The sequence below is a fragment of the Streptomyces shinuiensis genome (assembly GCF_043660855.1).
Classification (GTDB): Bacteria; Actinomycetota; Actinomycetes; order Streptomycetales; family Streptomycetaceae; genus Streptomyces.
In genome coordinates this window covers 1,726,936-1,744,890 of sequence record NZ_JBIHML010000001.1, presented here as the reverse complement: position 1 = coordinate 1,744,890, position 17,955 = coordinate 1,726,936, and the positions used below count along the sequence as shown (strand labels likewise).

18 protein-coding genes and 1 pseudogene are annotated in these 17,955 nt (G+C 73.0%); 13 read left to right on the top strand and 6 right to left on the bottom strand.

What is annotated here, in order from left to right; all coding sequences use genetic code 11:
- The first annotated feature begins 20 nt into the window (after positions 1–20).
- From ACGRHY_RS07585 to ACGRHY_RS07550, 8 genes are all read left to right on the top strand, one after another.
- The gene (locus ACGRHY_RS07585) at positions 21–1,025 is read left to right on the top strand and encodes an ABC transporter permease (protein ID WP_394634623.1); all 1,005 of its coding nucleotides are present in this window, start codon (positions 21–23) and stop codon (positions 1,023–1,025) included.
- Positions 1,025–1,978, top strand: coding sequence for an ABC transporter permease (locus tag ACGRHY_RS07580; protein ID WP_394634622.1), 954 nt, complete (start codon positions 1,025–1,027; stop codon positions 1,976–1,978). The genes ACGRHY_RS07585 and ACGRHY_RS07580 overlap by 1 nt, the downstream gene beginning before the upstream one ends.
- Before the next feature lie 4 nt (positions 1,979–1,982).
- Positions 1,983–3,092 (top strand): ABC transporter ATP-binding protein, encoded by a 1,110-nt coding sequence (locus ACGRHY_RS07575; protein WP_394634621.1) that lies wholly within the window; start codon positions 1,983–1,985, stop codon positions 3,090–3,092.
- Positions 3,089–4,189 (top strand): ABC transporter ATP-binding protein, encoded by a 1,101-nt coding sequence (locus ACGRHY_RS07570; protein ID WP_394634620.1) that lies wholly within the window; start codon positions 3,089–3,091, stop codon positions 4,187–4,189. The genes ACGRHY_RS07575 and ACGRHY_RS07570 overlap by 4 nt, the downstream gene beginning before the upstream one ends.
- A 120-nt stretch (positions 4,190–4,309) precedes the next feature.
- Positions 4,310–4,975 (top strand): trimeric intracellular cation channel family protein, encoded by a 666-nt coding sequence (locus ACGRHY_RS07565; RefSeq protein ID WP_491630955.1) that lies wholly within the window; start codon positions 4,310–4,312, stop codon positions 4,973–4,975.
- Positions 4,976–5,068: 93 nt separating this feature from the next.
- Entirely contained in the window at positions 5,069–5,902 is an 834-nt protein-coding gene (locus ACGRHY_RS07560; protein ID WP_394634619.1) for a thioesterase family protein, read from the top strand.
- Between the two features lie 283 nt (positions 5,903–6,185).
- On the top strand, positions 6,186–6,662 hold the full coding sequence (locus ACGRHY_RS07555; RefSeq protein WP_394634618.1) for a Dps family protein: 477 nt from the start codon (positions 6,186–6,188) through the stop codon (positions 6,660–6,662).
- A gap of 125 nt (positions 6,663–6,787) precedes the next feature.
- Positions 6,788–7,957: a cysteine desulfurase family protein gene (locus tag ACGRHY_RS07550; RefSeq protein ID WP_394634617.1), complete on the top strand. Its 1,170-nt coding sequence runs from the start codon at positions 6,788–6,790 to the stop codon at positions 7,955–7,957.
- Between the two features lie 51 nt (positions 7,958–8,008).
- On the opposite strand, the gene ACGRHY_RS07545 is transcribed toward ACGRHY_RS07550, so the two are convergent.
- Entirely contained in the window at positions 8,009–8,695 is a 687-nt protein-coding gene (locus ACGRHY_RS07545; protein WP_394634616.1) for an N-acetylmuramoyl-L-alanine amidase, read from the bottom strand.
- Between the two features lie 64 nt (positions 8,696–8,759).
- Here ACGRHY_RS07545 and mnmA point away from each other — a divergent pair, with 64 nt between their 5' ends.
- A complete protein-coding gene (mnmA, locus tag ACGRHY_RS07540) occupies positions 8,760–9,914 on the top strand; it encodes a tRNA 2-thiouridine(34) synthase MnmA (protein WP_394634615.1) in 1,155 nt (384 codons plus the stop codon).
- An 80-nt stretch (positions 9,915–9,994) separates the two neighbouring features.
- Positions 9,995–10,479: pseudogene (locus ACGRHY_RS07535) on the top strand (GNAT family N-acetyltransferase).
- A gap of 19 nt (positions 10,480–10,498) precedes the next feature.
- Here the strand turns inward: ACGRHY_RS07535 and ACGRHY_RS07530 are convergent.
- From ACGRHY_RS07530 to ACGRHY_RS07520, 3 genes are read right to left on the bottom strand one after another with little or no spacing between them, the layout of a single operon-like run.
- On the bottom strand, positions 10,499–11,047 hold the full coding sequence (locus ACGRHY_RS07530) for an MOSC domain-containing protein (protein ID WP_394634614.1): 549 nt from the start codon (positions 11,045–11,047) through the stop codon (positions 10,499–10,501).
- A gap of 56 nt (positions 11,048–11,103) precedes the next feature.
- Entirely contained in the window at positions 11,104–11,304 is a 201-nt protein-coding gene (locus ACGRHY_RS07525; RefSeq protein WP_394634613.1) for a DUF397 domain-containing protein, read from the bottom strand.
- 12 nt (positions 11,305–11,316) lie between these two features.
- Entirely contained in the window at positions 11,317–12,168 is an 852-nt protein-coding gene (locus tag ACGRHY_RS07520) for a helix-turn-helix domain-containing protein (RefSeq protein ID WP_394634612.1), read from the bottom strand.
- Between the two features lie 262 nt (positions 12,169–12,430).
- On the opposite strand from ACGRHY_RS07520, the gene ACGRHY_RS07515 reads away from it, so the two are divergent.
- Complete coding sequence (locus tag ACGRHY_RS07515; protein WP_394634611.1) at positions 12,431–12,913, top strand: ATP-binding protein; 483 nt, start codon at positions 12,431–12,433, stop codon at positions 12,911–12,913.
- A 19-nt stretch (positions 12,914–12,932) separates the two neighbouring features.
- Here ACGRHY_RS07515 and ACGRHY_RS07510 read toward each other — a convergent pair whose 3' ends face one another.
- Positions 12,933–13,808 carry an SDR family oxidoreductase gene (locus ACGRHY_RS07510; RefSeq protein ID WP_394634610.1) on the bottom strand — a complete coding sequence of 292 codons (876 nt, stop codon included), beginning with the start codon at positions 13,806–13,808 and terminating at the stop codon, positions 12,933–12,935.
- A 201-nt stretch (positions 13,809–14,009) separates the two neighbouring features.
- On the opposite strand from ACGRHY_RS07510, the gene ACGRHY_RS07505 reads away from it, so the two are divergent.
- Complete coding sequence (locus ACGRHY_RS07505) at positions 14,010–14,852, top strand: class I SAM-dependent methyltransferase (protein ID WP_394634609.1); 843 nt, start codon at positions 14,010–14,012, stop codon at positions 14,850–14,852.
- A 28-nt stretch (positions 14,853–14,880) separates the two neighbouring features.
- Here the strand turns inward: ACGRHY_RS07505 and ACGRHY_RS07500 are convergent, their stop codons facing one another.
- On the bottom strand, positions 14,881–16,782 hold the full coding sequence (locus ACGRHY_RS07500; RefSeq protein ID WP_491630972.1) for an NAD-binding protein: 1,902 nt from the start codon (positions 16,780–16,782) through the stop codon (positions 14,881–14,883).
- Positions 16,783–17,018: 236 nt separating this feature from the next.
- On the opposite strand from ACGRHY_RS07500, the gene ACGRHY_RS07495 reads away from it, so the two are divergent.
- The gene (locus tag ACGRHY_RS07495) at positions 17,019–17,954 is read left to right on the top strand and encodes an ABC transporter substrate-binding protein (RefSeq protein WP_394634607.1); all 936 of its coding nucleotides are present in this window, start codon (positions 17,019–17,021) and stop codon (positions 17,952–17,954) included.
- Position 17,955 lies beyond the last annotated feature (1 nt).

Below are 17,955 nucleotides of genomic sequence, written 5' to 3'. Positions count from 1 at the left end.
CAAGAAAGGGGCATCGCGGGGTGTTGCGTCTCGTCGTACGAAGACTGCTCCAACTGATACCCACCCTGCTGGGCCTGTCGGTTCTGCTGTTCATCTGGCTGAACCGGCTGCCCGGCGGACCCGCCGCGGCCATGCTCGGCGAGCGCGCCACAGCCGCGGACAGGGCCCGCATCGAGGCGGCCCTCGGCCTCGACCAGCCCGTGTGGGTCCAGTACGGCCGCTTCCTCAAACGGCTGTCCGAGCTGAATCTGGGAGTCTCCACCCAGACCGGCCAGCCGGTGTGGGACGAGTTCACCCGGGCGTTCCCCGCCACGGTGGAGCTCGGGATCTCGGCCATGATCATCGCCATCGCCGTCGGTGTGCCGCTGGGCTACTTCGCCGCCCGCCGGCGCGGTAGCTGGCTGGACGTCACCGCGGTCTCCGGTTCCCTGGTGGGCATCTGCATCCCGGTGTTCTTCCTGGCCTTCCTGCTCAAGGCGGTCTTCGCCGTCCAGCTCGGCTGGTTCCCCAGCTTCGGGCGCCAGACCACCGGCATCGACGCCACCGGGGTCACCGGCTTCTACGTCCTGGACGGCATCCTCACCGGCGAGCTCGACGCGGCCTGGGACGCGGTGATGCACCTGGTGCTCCCGGCCCTGGCGCTCTCCTCGATCCCGCTGGCCATCATCACCCGTATGACCCGGGCCAGCGTCCTGGAGGTGCTCGGCGAGGACTACGTGCGCACCGCCGAGTCCAAGGGCCTGAGCCGGCAGGTGGTGCGCGGCCGCCACGTGCTGCGCAACGCGCTGCTGCCGATCGTCACCGCCGTCGGCCTGCTCACCGGCGGTCTGCTGTCGGGCGCGGTGCTCACCGAGTCGGTCTTCGCCTTCGGCGGCATCGGCTCGTTCATCAAGACCGCCATCGACGAGCGCGACTACCCGGTCCTGGTGGGCTTCATCATGTTCATCGCGGCTGCGTACGTCGTCATCAACCTGTTGGTTGACCTCGCCTACAGCCTTATCGACCCGAGAGTGCGGGTGCACTGATGAGCACCAAGACCGACAAGATCGACCGGCTCGCCGAGCTCACCGCCTCCACCGAGACCTCCACGGGCGCCAGTCTGTGGGTCGAGGCCTGGCGCCGGCTGAAGGCCAGCAAGATGGCCGTGATCGGCGCGTGCGTCATCGGTGTGTTCGTGGTGGTCGCGCTCGTGGGCCCGTGGGTCGCCCCGTACAGCCCCACCGCACAGCTGTGGCGCGGCGAGGTCCTCACCAACCAGAACATCTTCGTCGGCCCCCGCGCCGAGAACTGGCTCGGTCTGGACCATCTGGCCCGCGACGAGTTCTCCCGGTTGCTGGTGGGAGCCCGCCAGACACTGCTGGTCGGTATCGTCGCCACGCTGCTGGGCTTCACCGTCGGCGCGCTGGTCGGCGGCGCCTCGGGCGCCGCTCTGGTGCTGGGCGGCAAGGTCGGCCGCCGGATCGACACCGCCGTGATGCGCGTCATCGACATCATGCTGGCGCTGCCCTCGCTGCTGCTGGCCGTGTCCATCGCGGCGGTCCTGGGCCAGTCCCTGACCACCGTGATGATCGCGGTGGGCGTGGTGCAGATCCCCATCTTCGCCCGGCTGCTGCGCGGCGCCATGCTGGCGCAGGGCGGCTCGGACTACGTGCTGGCCGCCCAGGCCCTGGGGGTGCGCAAGCGGCGCATCGCGCTCGGCCATGTGCTGCCCAACTCGCTGAGCCCGGTGATCGTCCAGGCCACCCTGAGCCTGGCCACCGCCATCATCGAGGCGGCGGCGCTGTCCTACCTCGGCCTGGGCAACCCCGATGCCGCCGAACCGGAGTGGGGCGTCATGCTGGCCCAGGCGCAGGGCTACTTCGACAGCGCACCGATGCTCGCGGTCTACCCCGCGCTGGGCATCATCGTCACCGCGCTCGGCTTCACCCTGCTGGGCGAGGCGATGCGGGAAGCCCTCGACCCGAAACTGCGGAGTTGATCACATGGCCCTGCTTTCCGTGGACGAACTGACCGTCACCTTCACCCAGCGCGGCCGGCGCGATGTGAAGGCCGTGTCGGGAGTGTCCTTCGACGTCGACCAGGGCCAGGTCGTCGGCCTGGTCGGCGAGTCGGGCTGCGGCAAGTCCGTCACCTCGCTGGCCCTGATGGGACTGCTGCCCCCCAGGGGCGTGAAGGCCGGCGGCCGGGCCGACTTCGACGGCACCGACCTGCTGACCCTGAGCCCGAAGAGGATGCGCGACCTGCGCGGCTCCCAGCTCGCCATGATCTTCCAGGATCCGCTGTCCTCGCTGAACCCGGTGGTGCCCATCGGGGTCCAGGTCACCGAGATCCTGGCCCGGCACCGGGGGATGAAGGGCGAGGCCGCCCGCAGGGAGGCCGCCTCCCTGCTGGAGCGGGTCGGCATCCCCGACCCCGCCCGGCGGCTGAAGGAGTACCCGCACCAGCTCTCCGGCGGCATGCGCCAGCGCGCCCTGATCGCCATGGCGGTGGCCTGCGCGCCGCGGCTGCTGATCGCCGACGAGCCGACCACCGCGCTGGACGTGACGATCCAGGCCCAGATCCTGGAACTGCTCAAGGAACTGGTCGACGAGGAGGGCACCGCCCTGCTGATGATCACTCACGACCTGGGCGTGGTCGCCGGCCTGTGCGACCAGGTCAACGTGCTCTACGCGGGCAAGGTGGTGGAGTCCGCCGCACGGCGCGAGCTGTTCGACGCGCCGACCCACCCGTACGCCAACGGGTTGCTGGGGTCCATCCCCCGGCTCGACGCGCCGCGCGGTGAGCCGCTGAGGCCGGTGCGCGGCTCCATCAACGACACGATCGCCTGGGAGGACGGCTGCGCCTTCGCCCCCCGGTGCGACCACTACACGCTGGAGTGCCTTGAGGGCACCCCGGTGCTGGGCGAGTCCCGCGAGCCCGGACACCAGGTGCGGTGCGTCAACCCGGTGCTCTCCGGGGGCGCCGCCGGTCTGCGCGAGTCCGCGCCGGCCGAGCCGCCTGAGAAGGCGGAGCCGGTGGAGAGGGCCGCGGCGGTCGAGAAGGACGCGGCGGTCGGGACGGCCGGCACGGCCGAGAAGGAGGCCGGAGCATGAGCCTGCTCCAACTGAACGGTGTGAAGGTCCACTTCCCGGTGAAGAAGGGCATCCTCTTCGACCGCACGGTCGGCCACGTCTACGCCGTCGACGGCGTCTCGCTCTCCGTCGAGCCCGGCCAGACGTACGGCCTGGTGGGCGAGTCGGGCTGCGGCAAGACCACGCTGGGCCGGGCGGTCCTGCGGCTGGTGGACATCACCGACGGCGAGGTCGTCTTCGACGGCACCGACCTGGCGAAGCTGCCGGACGAGGAGATGCGCCGCTTCCGCCGCCGGCTCCAGATGGTCTTCCAGGACCCGCTGGGCAGCCTCAACCCCCGGCAGAACATCGAGTCGATCCTCTCCGAGGGCATGGAGGCCCACGGCATCGGCGCGGATCAGGCCGAGCGCCGCGAGAGGATCCGCAGGATCCTGGCGAGGGTCGGGCTGCCGGCGGGCTCGCTCTCCCGCTACCCGCACGAGTTCTCCGGCGGGCAGCGCCAGCGCATCGGCATCGCCCGGGCACTGGTCCTGGAACCGGACGTGATCATCTGCGACGAGCCGGTCTCCGCGCTGGACGTCTCCATCCAGGCGCAGGTGATCAACCTGCTGGAGGAGCTCCAGCAGGAGATGGGGCTGACCTATGTGGTCATCGCCCACGACCTGGCCGTGGTGCGGCACATCTCCGACGTCGTCGGGGTGATGTACCTGGGCTCGCTGGTGGAGGAGGCGCCCAGCGACACGCTGTACGCCGAGCCCCGGCACCCGTACACCCGGGCGCTGATGTCGGCCGTGCCGGTGCCCGACCCGGAGGTCGAGGACAGCCGCGAGCGCATCCTGCTCACCGGCGACCTGCCCTCCCCGGCGAACCCGCCGGCGGGCTGCCGCTTCCACACCCGCTGCCCGTGGAAGCAGGACACGCTCTGCGCGACCGACCGCCCCGAGCTGCGGGATCTGGGCGGCGGGCACAAGGTGGCGTGCCACTGGGCCGAGCAGATCGCCGACGGCCGGATCGGCCCCACGCACAACGCGGCCCAGGTCGTCCCGGCCGGACACGGCGGGCACACCGAGCCGGCCGAGGCCGTGAAGACGGACAGGGCCGTGACCGCCGCAGAGTGAGCCGCGCGCCGCACCCTCCCGGCCCCTCCGGGGCCGCCCGCCCCCGCACCGCCCGCCTTCCCGCCCGACGGGCGCGGAGGCGGGCGGTGCGGCGCAGACGGCGCCTGTTACAACCGGGGGGTGGATCTGTTCACCCCCTCCGTCCAGCACTGGCTCGACCTGGCCGGGATCTTCGTCTTCGCCGTCTCCGGCGCGCTGCTCGCCGTCCGCAAGAACTTCGATGTCGTCGGCATGGCGCTGCTCGCCTCGGTCACCGGGCTGGGCGGCGGGCTCTTCCGGGACCTGGTGATCGGGGCGGTGCCCCCGGCCGCCTTCACCGACCTCGGCTATCTGCTGACCCCGATGGCCGCCACGGCGCTGGTCTTCTTCCTCCATCCGCAGGTGGAGCGGATCAACCGGGCGGTGATGGTCTTCGACGCGGCCGGGCTCGGCCTGTTCTGCGTCACCGGCACGGTCAAGGCGCACGCCTACGGGCTCGGCCTGACCGCCTCGGTGGTCATGGGGCTGGCCACGGCGGCGGGCGGCGGCGTGCTGCGCGACGTCCTGGCCAACGAGGTGCCCTCGCTGCTGCGCTGGGACCGCGAGGTCTACGCGGTGCCGGCCGTCGTCGGGGCGGTGGCGGTGGCGCTGCTGATCAGGGCCGGGGATCTGAACGGGGTGACCAGCGGCGCGTCGGCCGCCCTCGCCTTCGTCCTGCGGCTGCTGGCCCTGCGCTACAACTGGCGCGCGCCGAGGGCCTGGCACCGCCGCAGCCGGCGGACCGAGGAGAACGGGGAGGAGTCGTGAGCGGGGGCTTGAGCGGAGGTGTGAGCAGGCGTGGGCAGAACCTGCCGAGACTTGCCTACTAGGCGGTAATAAAAGCCTGTACCGTGTACTGCCATGACCGAGGCAACCATCGGTACCAGCGCGTTCGACCGCGACACGGCCGTCACAGCACAGGGGGAGGGCGTCTACGTCGCCGGCCTCTCCGCCCAGTGGACCATCGAGCGCGCCGTCAACGGCGGCTATCTCCTGGCCCTGCTCGGCCGGGCCCTCGGCGACGCACTGCCGCACCCCGACCCCTTCACCATCACCGCGCACTACCTCACCGCCTCCCAGCCCGGCCCGGCGACCGTGCGCACCACCGCCGTGCGCGCCGGCCGCACCCTGTCCACCGGCGCCGCCTCCCTGCTCCAGAGGGACGAGGAGGGGCGGGAGGTCGAGCGCATCCGCGTGCTGGCGAGCTACGGGGACCTGGCCGCGCTGCCCGACGACGTCCGCACCAGCGCCAAGCCGCCGCAGATCCCGCCGTACGAGAGCTGCCTCGGGGCCAGGGACGGCATGGATCCGTCCGCCGTTCCGCCCATCACCCACCAGATCGACCTGCGCCTGGACCCCGCCACCGTCGGCTGGGCGGTCGGCGCACCCAGCGGGCGCGGTGAGATGCGCGGCTGGTTCGGGCTGGCCGACGGCCGGGACCACGACCCGCTCTCCCTGCTGCTGGCGGTGGACGCCCTGCCGCCCACCGCCTTCGATCTGGGCCTGTCCGGCTGGGTCCCGACGGTGGAGCTGACCGTCCACGTCCGCCGCCGTCCGGCCCCCGGGCCGGTACGGGTGGCCGTCACCACCCGCAACCTGGCCGGCGGCTTCCTGGAGGAGGACGCCGAGGTCTGGGACGGCGAGGACCGGCTGGTCGCCCAGTCCCGGCAGCTCGCCCGCGCCCTGCCTGCCTGAGCACGGACCGGGCCGCCTCCATCGCGCGCTCCGCGGCTCCGGCCCCCCTCCTCCGAGGGGGGCCGGAGCCGCTTCCGCATGCGGCGGGCGGCGCGGGGCACACGTGACGATGTCGCCCGAGTGCCCCGGCACCCGCCGTGACCGGCGCGAACGCGGTGCGCGACCGGACGGGCGGGGCCGGCGGCACGGGAGTGGCGGAGCTCTCCACGGGTAGCCTGAAAAGGGACGAAAGATGCCATATGCGGCAAAAATCCCATGCGAGAGAAGTGAAGGTGGTCAACGGATGTACACCGTGAAGAGCACACTGCCCGACCAGGACCTCAAGGTCGTCGGAGAGGCGCTGCAGGGCGCACTGGTGGACCTGGTCGATCTGTCGCTGGTGGCCAAGCAGGTCCACTGGACCGTGATCGGGCCGCGGTTCCGCTCCATCCACCTCCAGCTCGACGAGGTCGTGGACACCGCGCGCACCTACTCCGACACGGTCGCCGAACGCGCCGCGGCCCTGGGCCTGGCGCCCGACGGCCGCGCCTCCGCCCTCGCCTCCGGCAGCGGCATCACCGGGGTGGAGAGCGGCTGGCACCGGGACGACAAGGCCGTCGAGGTCATGGTCGACGCGCTGGCCTCCGTGGTGAACCGGATGCGCGAGCGCATGGACGCCACGGAGAAGCCCGACCCGGTGACCCAGGACATCCTCATCTCGATCATCGCCGACCTCGAGAAGCACCACTGGATGTTCCAGGCCGAGCACAAGGTCGACTGAGGGCGTCCGAGGGCGCCCCGCCCGTCCCGCGGCTTCCGGGGCGGAGGCCCGGGAGAGCGGGGACCGGCCGGGTGGCCGGTCCTCGCTCCCGTCCCGGTCCGGGCGGCTCGTAGAATCGGTTAACCATGGCCTACCTTGACCACGCCGCCACCACCCCCATGCTGCCGGAGGCGGTGCGGGCGATGACCGCCCAGCTCGGCCTCGTCGGCAACGCCTCCTCCCTCCACGCGGCGGGGCGGCGGGCCCGCCGCACGGTGGAGGAGGGGCGGGAGGCCCTCGCCGCCGCCCTCGGTGCCCGGCCGAGCGAGGTGGTCCTCACCTCCGGCGGCACCGAGGCCGACAACCTCGCCGTCAAGGGCCTGTACTGGGCCCGGCGCGCGGCCGACCCCGTCCGCACCCGCGTCCTGGCCAGTCCCGTGGAGCACCACGCGGTCCTCGACGCCGTCCACTGGCTCGCCGACCACGAGGGCGCCCGGGTGGAGTGGCTGCCGGTCGACCCCCTGGGGCGGGTCCACCCCGAGGCGCTGCGCGAGGCGGTGGAGAAAAACCCCGAGGACGTCGCCCTGGTCACCGTGATGTGGGCCAACAACGAGATCGGCACCCTCCAGCCCACGGCCGGACTGGCCTCGGTCGCGGCCGAGTTCGGCATCCCGATGCACGCGGACGCCGTCCAGGCCGTCGGCCAGGTGCCGGTGGACTTCGCAGCCTCCGGTCTGGCCGCGATGACGGTGAGCGGCCACAAGATCGGCGGTCCGTACGGCATCGGCGCGCTGCTGCTGGGCAGGGAGTGGGCCCCCACACCGCTGCTGCACGGCGGCGGCCAGGAACGCGACGTACGCTCCGGCACCCTCGACGTACCCGCCGTCGCGGCCTTCGCGGTCGCCGCGCGGCTGGCGGCCGAGCGGTGCCGGGAGTTCGCCCGGGAGATCGGCGCACTGCGGGACGCACTGGTGGTGGCCGTGCGCGAGGCCGTGCCGGACGCCGTCCTGGGCGGCGACCCCGACCCGGCCGGGCGGCTGCCCGCCAACGCGCACTTCTCCTTCCCCGGCTGCGAGGGCGACTCGCTGCTGCTCCTGCTGGACGCCCAGGGCATCGAGTGCTCCACCGGATCGGCCTGCACCGCCGGCGTCGCCCAGCCCAGCCACGTCCTGCTGGCCACGGGCACCGATCCGGAGCTGGCCCGGGGTACCCTGCGCTTCTCGCTGGGCCACACCTCCACCAGGGCGGACGTGGACGCGGTGGCCGCCGCCATCGGCCCGGCCGTGGAGCGCGCCCGCGGAGCCGGGCTGTCGTGACCCCCCCCGCCCGGCCACCGGCCCGCCCGCGGTCGGCTCGGGCCTCGCGGATCAGGCCTCGCCGACCGGCACGTCCCGCACCATCCGCATGTACCGGTCCCAGTCCCAGTGCGGCCCGGGGTCGGTGTGGTCGGCGCCGGGCACCTCGACATGGCCGATGATGTGCTCGCGGTCCCGGAGCAGGCCGTACCGGTCGCATATCCCGGCCGTCAGCGCCGCCGACGCCCGGTAGGTGGCGTCGGTGATCGTCTCCGGACGGTCCACGAAGCCCTCGTGCTCGATGCCGATGCTGCGCTCGTTGTACTCGCGGTTGCCCGCGTGGTACGCCACGTCCAGCTCCCGCACCATCTGCGTCACCTTCCCGTCGGAGGTGCGCACCACGTAGTGGGTCGCGGCGCGGTGGGACGGGTCCTGGAAGACCTTCAGGGCCACCGCGTAGGGGCCCTGGATGATGTGCACCACCACCCGGTCGACGGTGTAGTCGTAGGGGCGGTCGGCCCGCCGCCAGTTCGCCTCGGACGCCGGCAGCCAGTCCGCCCCCGGGTGGTCCACCTCGCCCTCGGTGCGCGGCCGGTCCACGCCCGGCACCCGCCACCACGTCCGGGCCAGGTCGTCGCGGGCCGCGTACCCGAGGGCGCCCAGGCCCACCGCCGCGCCGCCGGCCAGCAGGGCGCGGCGGCCCACCGGCCGCCCCTTCCGGGCATGGCCCGGGGCTTCCTTCTCGCTCACAGACCGCACAACGCCCGGGAACACCCGTACGGTTCCGCCGGCGCGCACCCGGACCCGTACCCTGGAGGGCGCTATGACTGACACGACCGGTGCGCCCAGCCCTGCCCCCCGCCTCCGCGTCCTCGCCGCCATGTCCGGCGGGGTGGACTCCGCCGTCGCCGCCGCCCGCGCTGTGGAGGCCGGCCACGACGTCACCGGCGTCCACCTCGCCCTCTCGGCGAATCCGCAGTCCTTCCGCACCGGTGCCCGCGGCTGCTGCACCATCGAGGACTCCCGCGACGCCCGCCGCGCCGCCGACGTCATCGGCATCCCCTTCTACGTGTGGGACCTGGCCGAGCGCTTCCGCCAGGACGTGGTGGAGGACTTCGTCGCCGAGTACGAGGCCGGCCGCACCCCCAACCCGTGCCTGCGCTGCAACGAGAAGATCAAGTTCGCCGCGCTGCTGGACAAGGCCCTGGCGCTGGGCTTCGACGCGGTGTGCACCGGCCACTACGCCACCGTCGTCCTGCGCGAGGACGGCGCCCGCGAGCTGCACCGCGCCACCGACATGGCCAAGGACCAGAGCTATGTGCTGGGCGTGCTGGACGAGCGGCAGCTCGCCCACGCCATGTTCCCCCTCGGCGACACCGCCACCACCAAGGAGGAGATCCGCGCCGAGGCAGAGCGCCGGGGCCTGGCGGTGGCGAAGAAGCCCGACAGCCACGACATCTGCTTCATCGCCGACGGCGACACCCAGGGCTTCCTGGCGAAGCACCTGGGCACCGCCGAGGGCGACATCCTCGACGAGGACGGCAACAGGCTCGGCACCCACACCGGCGCGTACGGCTTCACCGTCGGCCAGCGCAAGGGCCTGCGCATCGGCCACCCCGCCCCCGACGGCAAGCCGCGCTACGTACTGGACATCTCCCCCGTGGACAACACCGTCACCGTCGGCCCGGCCTCCGCACTGGACGTGGTCGCCCTCAGGGCCATCCGCCCCCGCTGGTGCGGCACCCCGCCCGCCGGGCCGGGCACGTACACCGCCCAGCTGCGCGCCCACGGCGGCGAGACGCCGGTCACCGCCGAGCTGGTCGGCGGTCCGGACGGCGACGAGCTGCGCGTCGCCTTCACCGAGCCGGTGCGCGGTGTCGCCCCGGGCCAGGCGATCGTCCTCTACGACGGCACCCGCGTGGTCGGCTCGGCCACCATCGCCGCCACCGAGCGGCGCGGCGCGGCGGCCGTCCGGTGACCGAGCCGGCCGGACGCGCCGCTCCCGGCCAGGGTCCGCGCACGGCACCCGCCCTCCCGCCGCCCCTGCGCACCGAGCGCCTGCTCCTGGAGGCCTGTGCACCCGGTGACGAGGAGGACTTCGTCGCGCTGTTCCAGGACACCCGGGTCTCCCGCTGGATGAGGGACGGGCCCTCCTCCGAGGCCGGGGACCGCGCCCTGTTCGGGCGGGTGTTCACCAAGGTCCACGCCCAGGGCCTGTTCGACGTCCGGGCCGTCCGCGAGCGCGCCGGGGACCGACACGTCGGCCACGCGGAGATCAAGCGGACCGATGGGGCCGGCGGCCACGAGATCGTCTACGCCCCCGCCCCGGCCGCCCGGGGCGGGGTCTGGGCACCGAGGTGGCCGGGGCGCTCGTCGCCCACGGATTCACGGCCCTGGGCCTGCCGGAGGTGCACGCCACCGTTGACGCGGCCAACGCCGCCTCGCTCGCCCTGCCGGAGCGGATCGGTTTCGCCCACGTGCGCGGCATCGCCGAGGACGACGGCGGTACCACCCGTGTCCTGACCCGCCGCCGGCCCGGCTGAGCGGCCCGGTCGGCCAAGCTCAGACCTTCTCCAGCGGGCGGTGCGCGCCGTCCGGCAGTTCGACCCCGATCGCGTCGCCGGGACGCACCACGCCGCCCGTCCGCACGACGCCCATCACCCCGGCCCTGCGCACCACGTCGCCGTTCTCGTCGCGGCCGACGACCTGCTTGAGCAGGCCACGCTGGAAGTCGTCGATCTGGAAGCACGGGTTGCGCAGGCCGGTGACCTCGACGACCGCCTCGGCGCCGATGCGCAGCAGCGTGCCGGTGGGCAGGCCGAGCAGGTCGAGGCCGCGGGTGGTGATGTTCTCGCCCAGTTCGCCGGGTCCCACGGTGAAGCCCGCCTCGCCGACCTCGGCGAACAGCTCTTCGTGGATGAGGTGGACCTGACGCAGGTTCGGCTGGGTGGGGTCCTTGGCGACGCGGGAGCGGTGCCTGACCGTCTCCCCGGCGTGCGCGTCCCCCTCCACCCCGAGCCCGGCGAGCAGTGTGACGCTCTCCCGGTTGGCCTTGGTGAACGAGTGCTCACCGCTGCTGCTGACCGCGATCACGGTCCCTGTCCCGCTCACGGAGCGGCCCCCCTTCGCAGGTGGCGTGTCCCGCCGGGAGCCTAACCCGGGCGGCTCTACCGCGCGAGACGGTCGAACGTCCCGGCCTTCGCGCCCCGCAGGAGGGCGCGGAAGGCGGCGCGGTCGGTGGTGAGGACGCGGCCGGGGTCGGTGCTCTCGCGGACGGCTATGCCGTCATTGTCGTCGGCGGCCACTTCCACGCAGTTGTTGCCGCCCGCTTCGGAGAAGGACGACTTGGTCCAGACGAGTTCGGACACGGACGGCACCTCTCACAGGTCTCTGACGATCGCGCTGATGAAGTCCCTCGACGCCCCGGGCGACAGCGCCGCTTCCTCGATCAGATCCAACCGGCTGCGGAAATCGGCCAGTTGCGTCGGAGAGTCGATGAACACCGCGCCGGTGGGCGAGTCCATGTGCACGGTATCAAGGCGCGGGTTCGGTGCGTCGGCGTAGAGCACGGAGTCTCCGGCCATGGGGAACCCGCCTGCCCGGAACGGGATCACGAGGAAGGTGACGTTGTCGCGTTCCCCTTCCTCCAGCAGCCGGTCGAGCTGGGCGCGGGCGGTCTCCCTGCCGCCGAACTGCATCCTCAGGGCGGCCTCGTGGATCAGGCCCACATACGGGAGCCCCCTGTCGTCGGTGACCACGGCCTGTCTGGCCAGACGGTGGGCCACGCGCAGCTCCACCTCAAGGCGGGGCAGCGGTGGTACGAGGAGTTCGAAGATCGCCCTCGCGTGGTCTTCGGTGTGGAACAGGCCCGGAAGATGGGCGGTCTGTACGGTGCGCAGCCGCACCGCGTAGTGCTCGATCTCGGACACGTCGAGGAAGTCCGGCGGAACCTTGCCGCGGTACTCCTCCCACCAGTGGGTCCTCCGGCCTCCGGTCATCTCGGCCAGGGCGTCGACGAGCGCCTGGTCGGCGCACTCGTAGATGCCGGCCAGGCGGCGCAGGCGCTCCTCGCTGATGCCGAAGCGGCCCGCCTCGATGTTGGAGATCATCGTCCGGTTCGTCCCCAGCAGGCCGGCCGCGGTCTCCGCGGACATGCCAACCTCTTCGCGCAGCCGCCGCAGCTCGGCACCGAAACGGCGCTGGCGGATGGTCGGGGTCTGCCTTGGTGCCATGTGCCTTCTCCTTGTCCGCGGACAGTCTGGCGATGTCCGGCGCGCCGGTCCACGCGATCAACAAGGGTTAACTCGTTCTGATTAGTTTGGTAGCACCCGTTATGAGTTCAGCTCTACGGTGAAGTCCGCCAACGCGCCGCATCGCCGAGCGCGCAGCGGAAGCGCACCGTGTGCCCTGCCCGGGAGGGCGCACGGCAGGCCACCGCCCCGCGCACCGGTGCCCGACGGCGCGACCAGCCCTCACACTCCACCGGAGGACCGCGTGAGCACGCCACCGTTCCCGAAGCCGATCCCGTTCGCCGACCCCTGGGAGTACGAGCTGCGCTTCCCCCGCGACCCGCGCGGTCCGGGGATCGCCAGAAGGACCCTGCGGGCCGTGCTGGCCGCGCACGGGCTGACCGAGCTGGCGGGCCGCGCCGAGCTGCTGACCTCGGAGCTGGCCACCAACTCCGTCAGGTACGGCGAGCACGCCGCCGCCGTGACGCTGCGGTGGCTCCACCCCGTCCTGCGGGTCAGCGTGTGGGACGCCGGGCCGGGGGTGCCCGCGCCGTCCTCGTCCCCGCCGCCACCGGACCGGGAGGGCGGGCGAGGGCTGCTCATCCTCGACGTGCTCGCCGACCGCTGGGGCGACTGCCCGGCCGAGGGCGGGTCCGCCGGACCGGGCGGGCCGGTCGGCAAGGTTGTCTGGTTCGAACTGCTCTGGGGCGGACCCCCGCCCCTGTCCGCCCTCGTGCCCGCCGCCTGACGGGGAGGCGGGCGGCGGATCAGATTCCGAGGAGTGCGGCGAGGGTGTCGCGCAGCGGGGTGGTGGGGCGGCCGATGAGGCGGGAGAGCTCGCCGGGGGTGTCGCCGAGGTGGCCCGCGGCGATGGCGGCGTCGGTCCCGGCGAGGAACCGGGCCGTCTCCCCGGGCAGCCCGGCACCGGTGAGCGCCTTGGCGTATCCGTCCGCCGACAGGTCGCGGTAGACGACCTCGGTGCCGGTCAGGTCGGTGAGGACGGCGGCGAAGTCGGCCATGGTCCAGGCGGTGTCGCCGGACAGCTCGTACACGGCGTTCGTGTGGGCCCCGTGGCCGTCGGTCCCCTCGTCGGCCAGGACGGCGGCGGCCGCCGCCGCGTAGTCGGCGCGGGAGGCGGACGCGATCCGGCCGTCCCCGGCGGCACCGGCGATCATCCCGGTCTCCAGGCCCTGGCGGGCGGCCTGCTCGTAGTTCTCGGTGTACCAGCCGTTGCGCAGCAGGCAGTGGGGCAGGCCGAAGTCGCGCAGGTACTCCTCGGTCTCCCGGTGCTCGGGGGCCACGGGGACGGTGGTGGTGCCGGCGTGCAGGACGCTGGTGTAGGCCAGCAGCTCCGCCCCGGCGTCCCCGGCGGCGTCGATGACGGCCCGGTGCTGCGGAACGCGGCGGCCGACCTCGCTGCCGGACACCAGCAGCACCCGCCGCGCGCCCTCGAACGCGGCGGCCAGGGTGCCGGGCCGGTCGTAGTCGGCCTCCCGCACCCGTACGCCCCGCCGGGCGAGGCCGGCGGCCTTCTCCGGCGAGCGCACGGCGGCGACGACCTGGGACGCGGGTACGCCGCGTTCCAGGAGGGCCTCGACGGTGAGACGGCCGAGCTGTCCGGCGGCTCCGGTGACGACGATCATGTGTGCTTCCTTGTCGGAGGAGGGGCCTGGGAGCAGCCGGGTACCACGCAGACCCGACCGCCATGCCCTTCCCCAGCCTGCCGGGCGGGGCTTGCCCGCGGCGCCCGGCGGGCACCCGAACGGATCAGCCGGAGGGTGCGGTGAGGGTGCCGCGCCCATACTGACGCCACCGGCTCGACCCCGAGCGACGCGGAGGTCTCCATGGGAACCAAGACCCCATCCGACTCCAGGCTCTCCCGGAACCGTGCCACCCTCGCCCACAAGGCGCGCTACGCGATCGGCCATCCCGGACGCGTCCCCGCCCATCTGCGCCGGGCCGCCCGCGACGCCTGGCTGCGGGCGAGGTACCGCGACGACCACATCGGGTACTACCGGGCCGTCATGGCCTCCGACGCCGCCCGCAGCCCCGAGGCGGCGGTGGGCGGCAGGCCGTCGTACGAGCGGTGGCTGGCCATCGGGCGGATGCAGTTCGACTACCTGCTGGAGCACGGGCTGAAGCCGGAGCACCGGATGCTGGAGATCGGCTGCGGCAACCTGCGGGCCGGCCGGCTGTTCATCGACCACCTGAAACCGGGCCACTACTACGGGATCGACATATCGCCCCACATCCTGATCGAGGCCAAGCGGACCGTCGTGCGCCACGGGCTCCAGGGCAAACTGCCCCACCTGGCGATCGCCGACGACCTGACCTTCGACTTCCTGCCCGAGGGGCACTTCACGGTCGTCCACGCCCACAGCGTGTTCTCCCACTCGCCGCTGGACGTCATCGACCAGTGCCTGGAGAACGTGGGGCGGATCCTGGCGCCGGGCGGCTTCTTCGACTTCACCTTCGACCGCACCGAGGGCCGCGAGCACCACGTGCTGCGCGAGGACTTCTACTACCGCACCGAGACGCTGACCGATCTCGCGGCCAGCCACGGTCTGACGGCGCGTCTCATGGACGACTGGGAAAGGCTTCCGCACGGCCAGTCCAAGATCCGCGTCACCCAGCCGGTCCCTGACCGGGCGGCGGGCGGTACGGAACCGGAGCGCAGCCCGGTGTAGCGCGCGCCGGGGCGGGCGGCGGCGCGGTTCACGGCGCGGGGGCCGGGCTCCCCGCCCCCGCATCGTCCGTGCCCGTGTCGCCCGCGCCGTCCGTGCCCGCCCCGCGCGGTTCCTCGCCCGAGAGCAGGACACCCAGGCCCTCACGGGTGGCGGCCACCACCACGCGGTCGCCCGCCGTGAGCACGTAGCCGTCGTGCAGCCGCCAGGCGAGGTCACCGGTGAGGGTGTAGGTGCGGGTGCCGGAGGTGAGGGAGCCCAGATCGGCTCGGCGGCGGTCGGGCGGGGCGGTGTCCAGGGCCAGGATCCGCCAGGAGCCGGGGCGGAACGCCTCGCCGGCGGTGCGGCCCTCCAGCAGCCGGTTGCCCGCCACCGAGACCGCGGCGAAGACCAGCACCCGGCGACCCACGGGTATGGCGCCCAGCACCTGGCGGCCCATCATGGCACCGGCGAAGGCCGGTGCCGCCAGCGCCGAGACGCTGCGGCTGCGGGTCTGCGCGCCGGGGTAGGTGTCGCGCAGCGTGCGGTAGACGGTGGCGGCGAACTCGTCGTCGAACAGGCGCATCACCACCCGCAGGTCGGGATTGACCTGGCGGGCGTAGAGCGTGGCCTCCAGGTTGGTGCCGCTGTCGCTGGTCAGCGCCAGCAGGGCGCGGCTGCGCGCTATCCCCGCCTCCTCCAGCACCCCGTCCTCGGTGACGTCGGCGACCAGGGCCGGCACCCGGCGCGCGCGGGCGGTGGCGATGCCGCGGGCCTCGGTGTCGCGCTCGATGCACACCACGGGGATGCCCAGTTCCAGGAGCTGGTCCAGCACCCGGGTGCCGACTTTGCCCAGGCCCAGCAGGACGACGTGCTTCTCGATGCCGCGCGGCGGGGGCGGCAGGGCGGCGGCCCGGCGGAAGGTGCCGTAGCTCTCCAGCACGACGGCGAACATCAGCGGCAGCAGCGCGGTGCCCGCCAGCCCGCCCAGCAGTTGCAGGACCTGCTCCCCGGTGCTGCCCTCCAGTTCGGGCTCGTTGATGGACATCACGTTGAGCAGGGTGATGTAGGCGGCGTGCAGCGGCGTCTCGCGGGTGACGTACCAGTTCGCGGCGGCGAGCAGCACGACCACCGCGGTGAGCCCGAGCAGGGCGGCCCGCAGCCTCCGGGAGAAGAAGCTGCCCACCGGCAGTCGCGGTACGCGGGGGGCCGGAGTGCCGGCCTGGTCGGGGCGGCGGGTGATCGCCTCCAGGACGACGGTGCCGCGCCCGTCCGGCAGGCCCTCCAGCTCGCGCGGGTCGGGCAGCAGCACGGGGCCGTCGTGGTCCTCGGGGTCGGTGTAGACGTCGCCCTCGTCGGAGTCCGGGGCGTCGGGCAGTAAGGCCAGGGTGCACAGCGGGTCGCGGCGGCCGGCGGTGCCGACGGTGCGCTCCTTGGACCGCAGCAGCAGCCCGCCGGCGTGGATGACCTTGCTGGTGCCGACCACGGCCGCCGCCACCATGGAAGGGGCGGCTGTGTCCGCGTCGGACAGGACGGTGGTGGAGGCGTCCACGGCCCTCTGGTCCAGGCCGGGGACGCGGGCGGCGATGGTCCGGTCGAGCAGGTCCTCCAGGTAGCGGCCCAGCGTCCGGTTGAACATCCGGATGACCAGGCGCAGTTCGGGGTTGATGCGGCGGGCGCGCAGGGCGGTGTGGATGTTGAGCTGGTCGTCGCCGGAGGTCAGTGCCAGCGCGGCGGCGTGCTCGATGCCCGCCTCCCGCAGTGCCTCGTCGTCGGGCACCTGGGCCTCCACCGCCCGTACGCCCAGGCACCGGTCGCCGACCAGCGCGGCGATCTGCGGGCCCTGGTCGCCGCCGCGCAGCGAGGGCAGGACGACGGTCACCTTCTGGCCGTAGACGGAGGCGAGCTCGCGCACCAGCCGCTGGGACAGGGAGTTGTCGCCGCACACGACCATGTGGCCGGGACGACCGCCGCCGCCCTGTCTCAGGCCGCCCTGCGGAGGGACGGCGGACACCGGTGCGGGGGAAGGGGGCGTGGGGGACGGGACAGCCATGGCACCTCATTCGACCACGCCGGACGGCGGTTCGGGAGTGCGGCTTCACAGATTCGTTATGTGCATTACTTCTGTTCAAGTAAAGAGAGCGTGTGTAACGTCTGTTACCGCATTAGAGGACACCGAGGGGACCATCCATGCGTAGATTCCTGGCGCTGGGCGCCGCCGTGCTGTGCGGAGCCTCGCTCACCGCCTGCGGCGGTGACGCCGAACCGGCGACCGCGGACGGCACCCGGTCGGCGAAGGTCGCGGGCGTCACCGTCGAGACCGACCCGGAGCTGCACGACAGGCTCCCCGAGCGGATCAGGGAGGCGGGGAAGGTCCGTGTCGCCTCCGACGTCCCCTACCCGCCCTTCGAGATGTTCGAGAAGGAGGGCGGCACGCGGATCACCGGCCTCGACTACGACCTCGGCCAGGCGCTCGGCGCCAGGCTCGGCGTCGAGTTCGCCTTCACGCCCCAGAAGTTCGACGGCATCGTCCCGGCGATCCAGGCGGGCAAGTACGACGTGGCCATCTCCGCCATGACCGACAACAAGCAGCGCCAGAAGGTGCTCGACTTCGTCGACTACTCCGTCTCCGGCACCGGCATCCTCGTGCGCGAGGGCAACCCGGAGGGGATCCGGACCGCGCTGGACCTGTGCGGGCTGCGGGTCGCCGCCCAGGCCGCCACCAACCAGGCCGACTTCGTCAAGGAGCTGGGGCCCGAGTGCGCGAAGGCGGACAAGGGGAAGATCGACCTCCAGACCTACCCCAAGGACTCCGACACCCAGCTCGCGCTCAGCAGCGGCAAGGCCGACGCCGCCGTCATCACCAAGCCGGCCGCCGGGTACATCGCCAAGACCGCCGGCGACGGCTCCACCTTCGACCTGGTGGACGACCCCGAGGCGAAGGGCGGCTACAACGCCTCGCCCAACGGCATCGCCGTCAGCAAGAAGCTGCCGGAGCTGACCGACGCCATCCAGGCCGCCCTCCAGCAGCTCATCGACGACGGCACCTACGGGAAGATCCTCGACAAGTACGGCGTCCGCTCCATCGGCGTGGAGAAGGCCACCAAGAACGCGGCGGTGGACTGAC

Excerpts from the sequence above, each read along its gene's own strand:
- ACGRHY_RS07510 (WP_394634610.1), bottom strand. The coding sequence starts at position 13,808 with ATGATCGTCGTCACCGGAGCCGCCGGACAGCTCGGCCGTCTCACCGTC.
- ACGRHY_RS07495 (WP_394634607.1), top strand. The coding sequence starts at position 17,019 with ATGCGTAGATTCCTGGCGCTGGGCGCCGCCGTGCTGTGCGGAGCCTCG.
- ACGRHY_RS07505 (WP_394634609.1), top strand. The coding sequence starts at position 14,010 with ATGGGAACCAAGACCCCATCCGACTCCAGGCTCTCCCGGAACCGTGCC.
- ACGRHY_RS07570 (WP_394634620.1), top strand. The coding sequence starts at position 3,089 with ATGAGCCTGCTCCAACTGAACGGTGTGAAGGTCCACTTCCCGGTGAAG.
- ACGRHY_RS07560 (WP_394634619.1), top strand. The coding sequence starts at position 5,069 with ATGACCGAGGCAACCATCGGTACCAGCGCGTTCGACCGCGACACGGCC.
- mnmA (WP_394634615.1), top strand. The coding sequence starts at position 8,760 with ATGACTGACACGACCGGTGCGCCCAGCCCTGCCCCCCGCCTCCGCGTC.
- ACGRHY_RS07500 (WP_491630972.1), bottom strand. The coding sequence starts at position 16,782 with ATGGTCGTGTGCGGCGACAACTCCCTGTCCCAGCGGCTGGTGCGCGAG.
- ACGRHY_RS07520 (WP_394634612.1), bottom strand. The coding sequence starts at position 12,168 with ATGGCACCAAGGCAGACCCCGACCATCCGCCAGCGCCGTTTCGGTGCC.
- ACGRHY_RS07580 (WP_394634622.1), top strand. The coding sequence starts at position 1,025 with ATGAGCACCAAGACCGACAAGATCGACCGGCTCGCCGAGCTCACCGCC.
- ACGRHY_RS07575 (WP_394634621.1), top strand. The coding sequence starts at position 1,983 with ATGGCCCTGCTTTCCGTGGACGAACTGACCGTCACCTTCACCCAGCGC.
- ACGRHY_RS07555 (WP_394634618.1), top strand. The coding sequence starts at position 6,186 with ATGTACACCGTGAAGAGCACACTGCCCGACCAGGACCTCAAGGTCGTC.
- ACGRHY_RS07550 (WP_394634617.1), top strand. The coding sequence starts at position 6,788 with ATGGCCTACCTTGACCACGCCGCCACCACCCCCATGCTGCCGGAGGCG.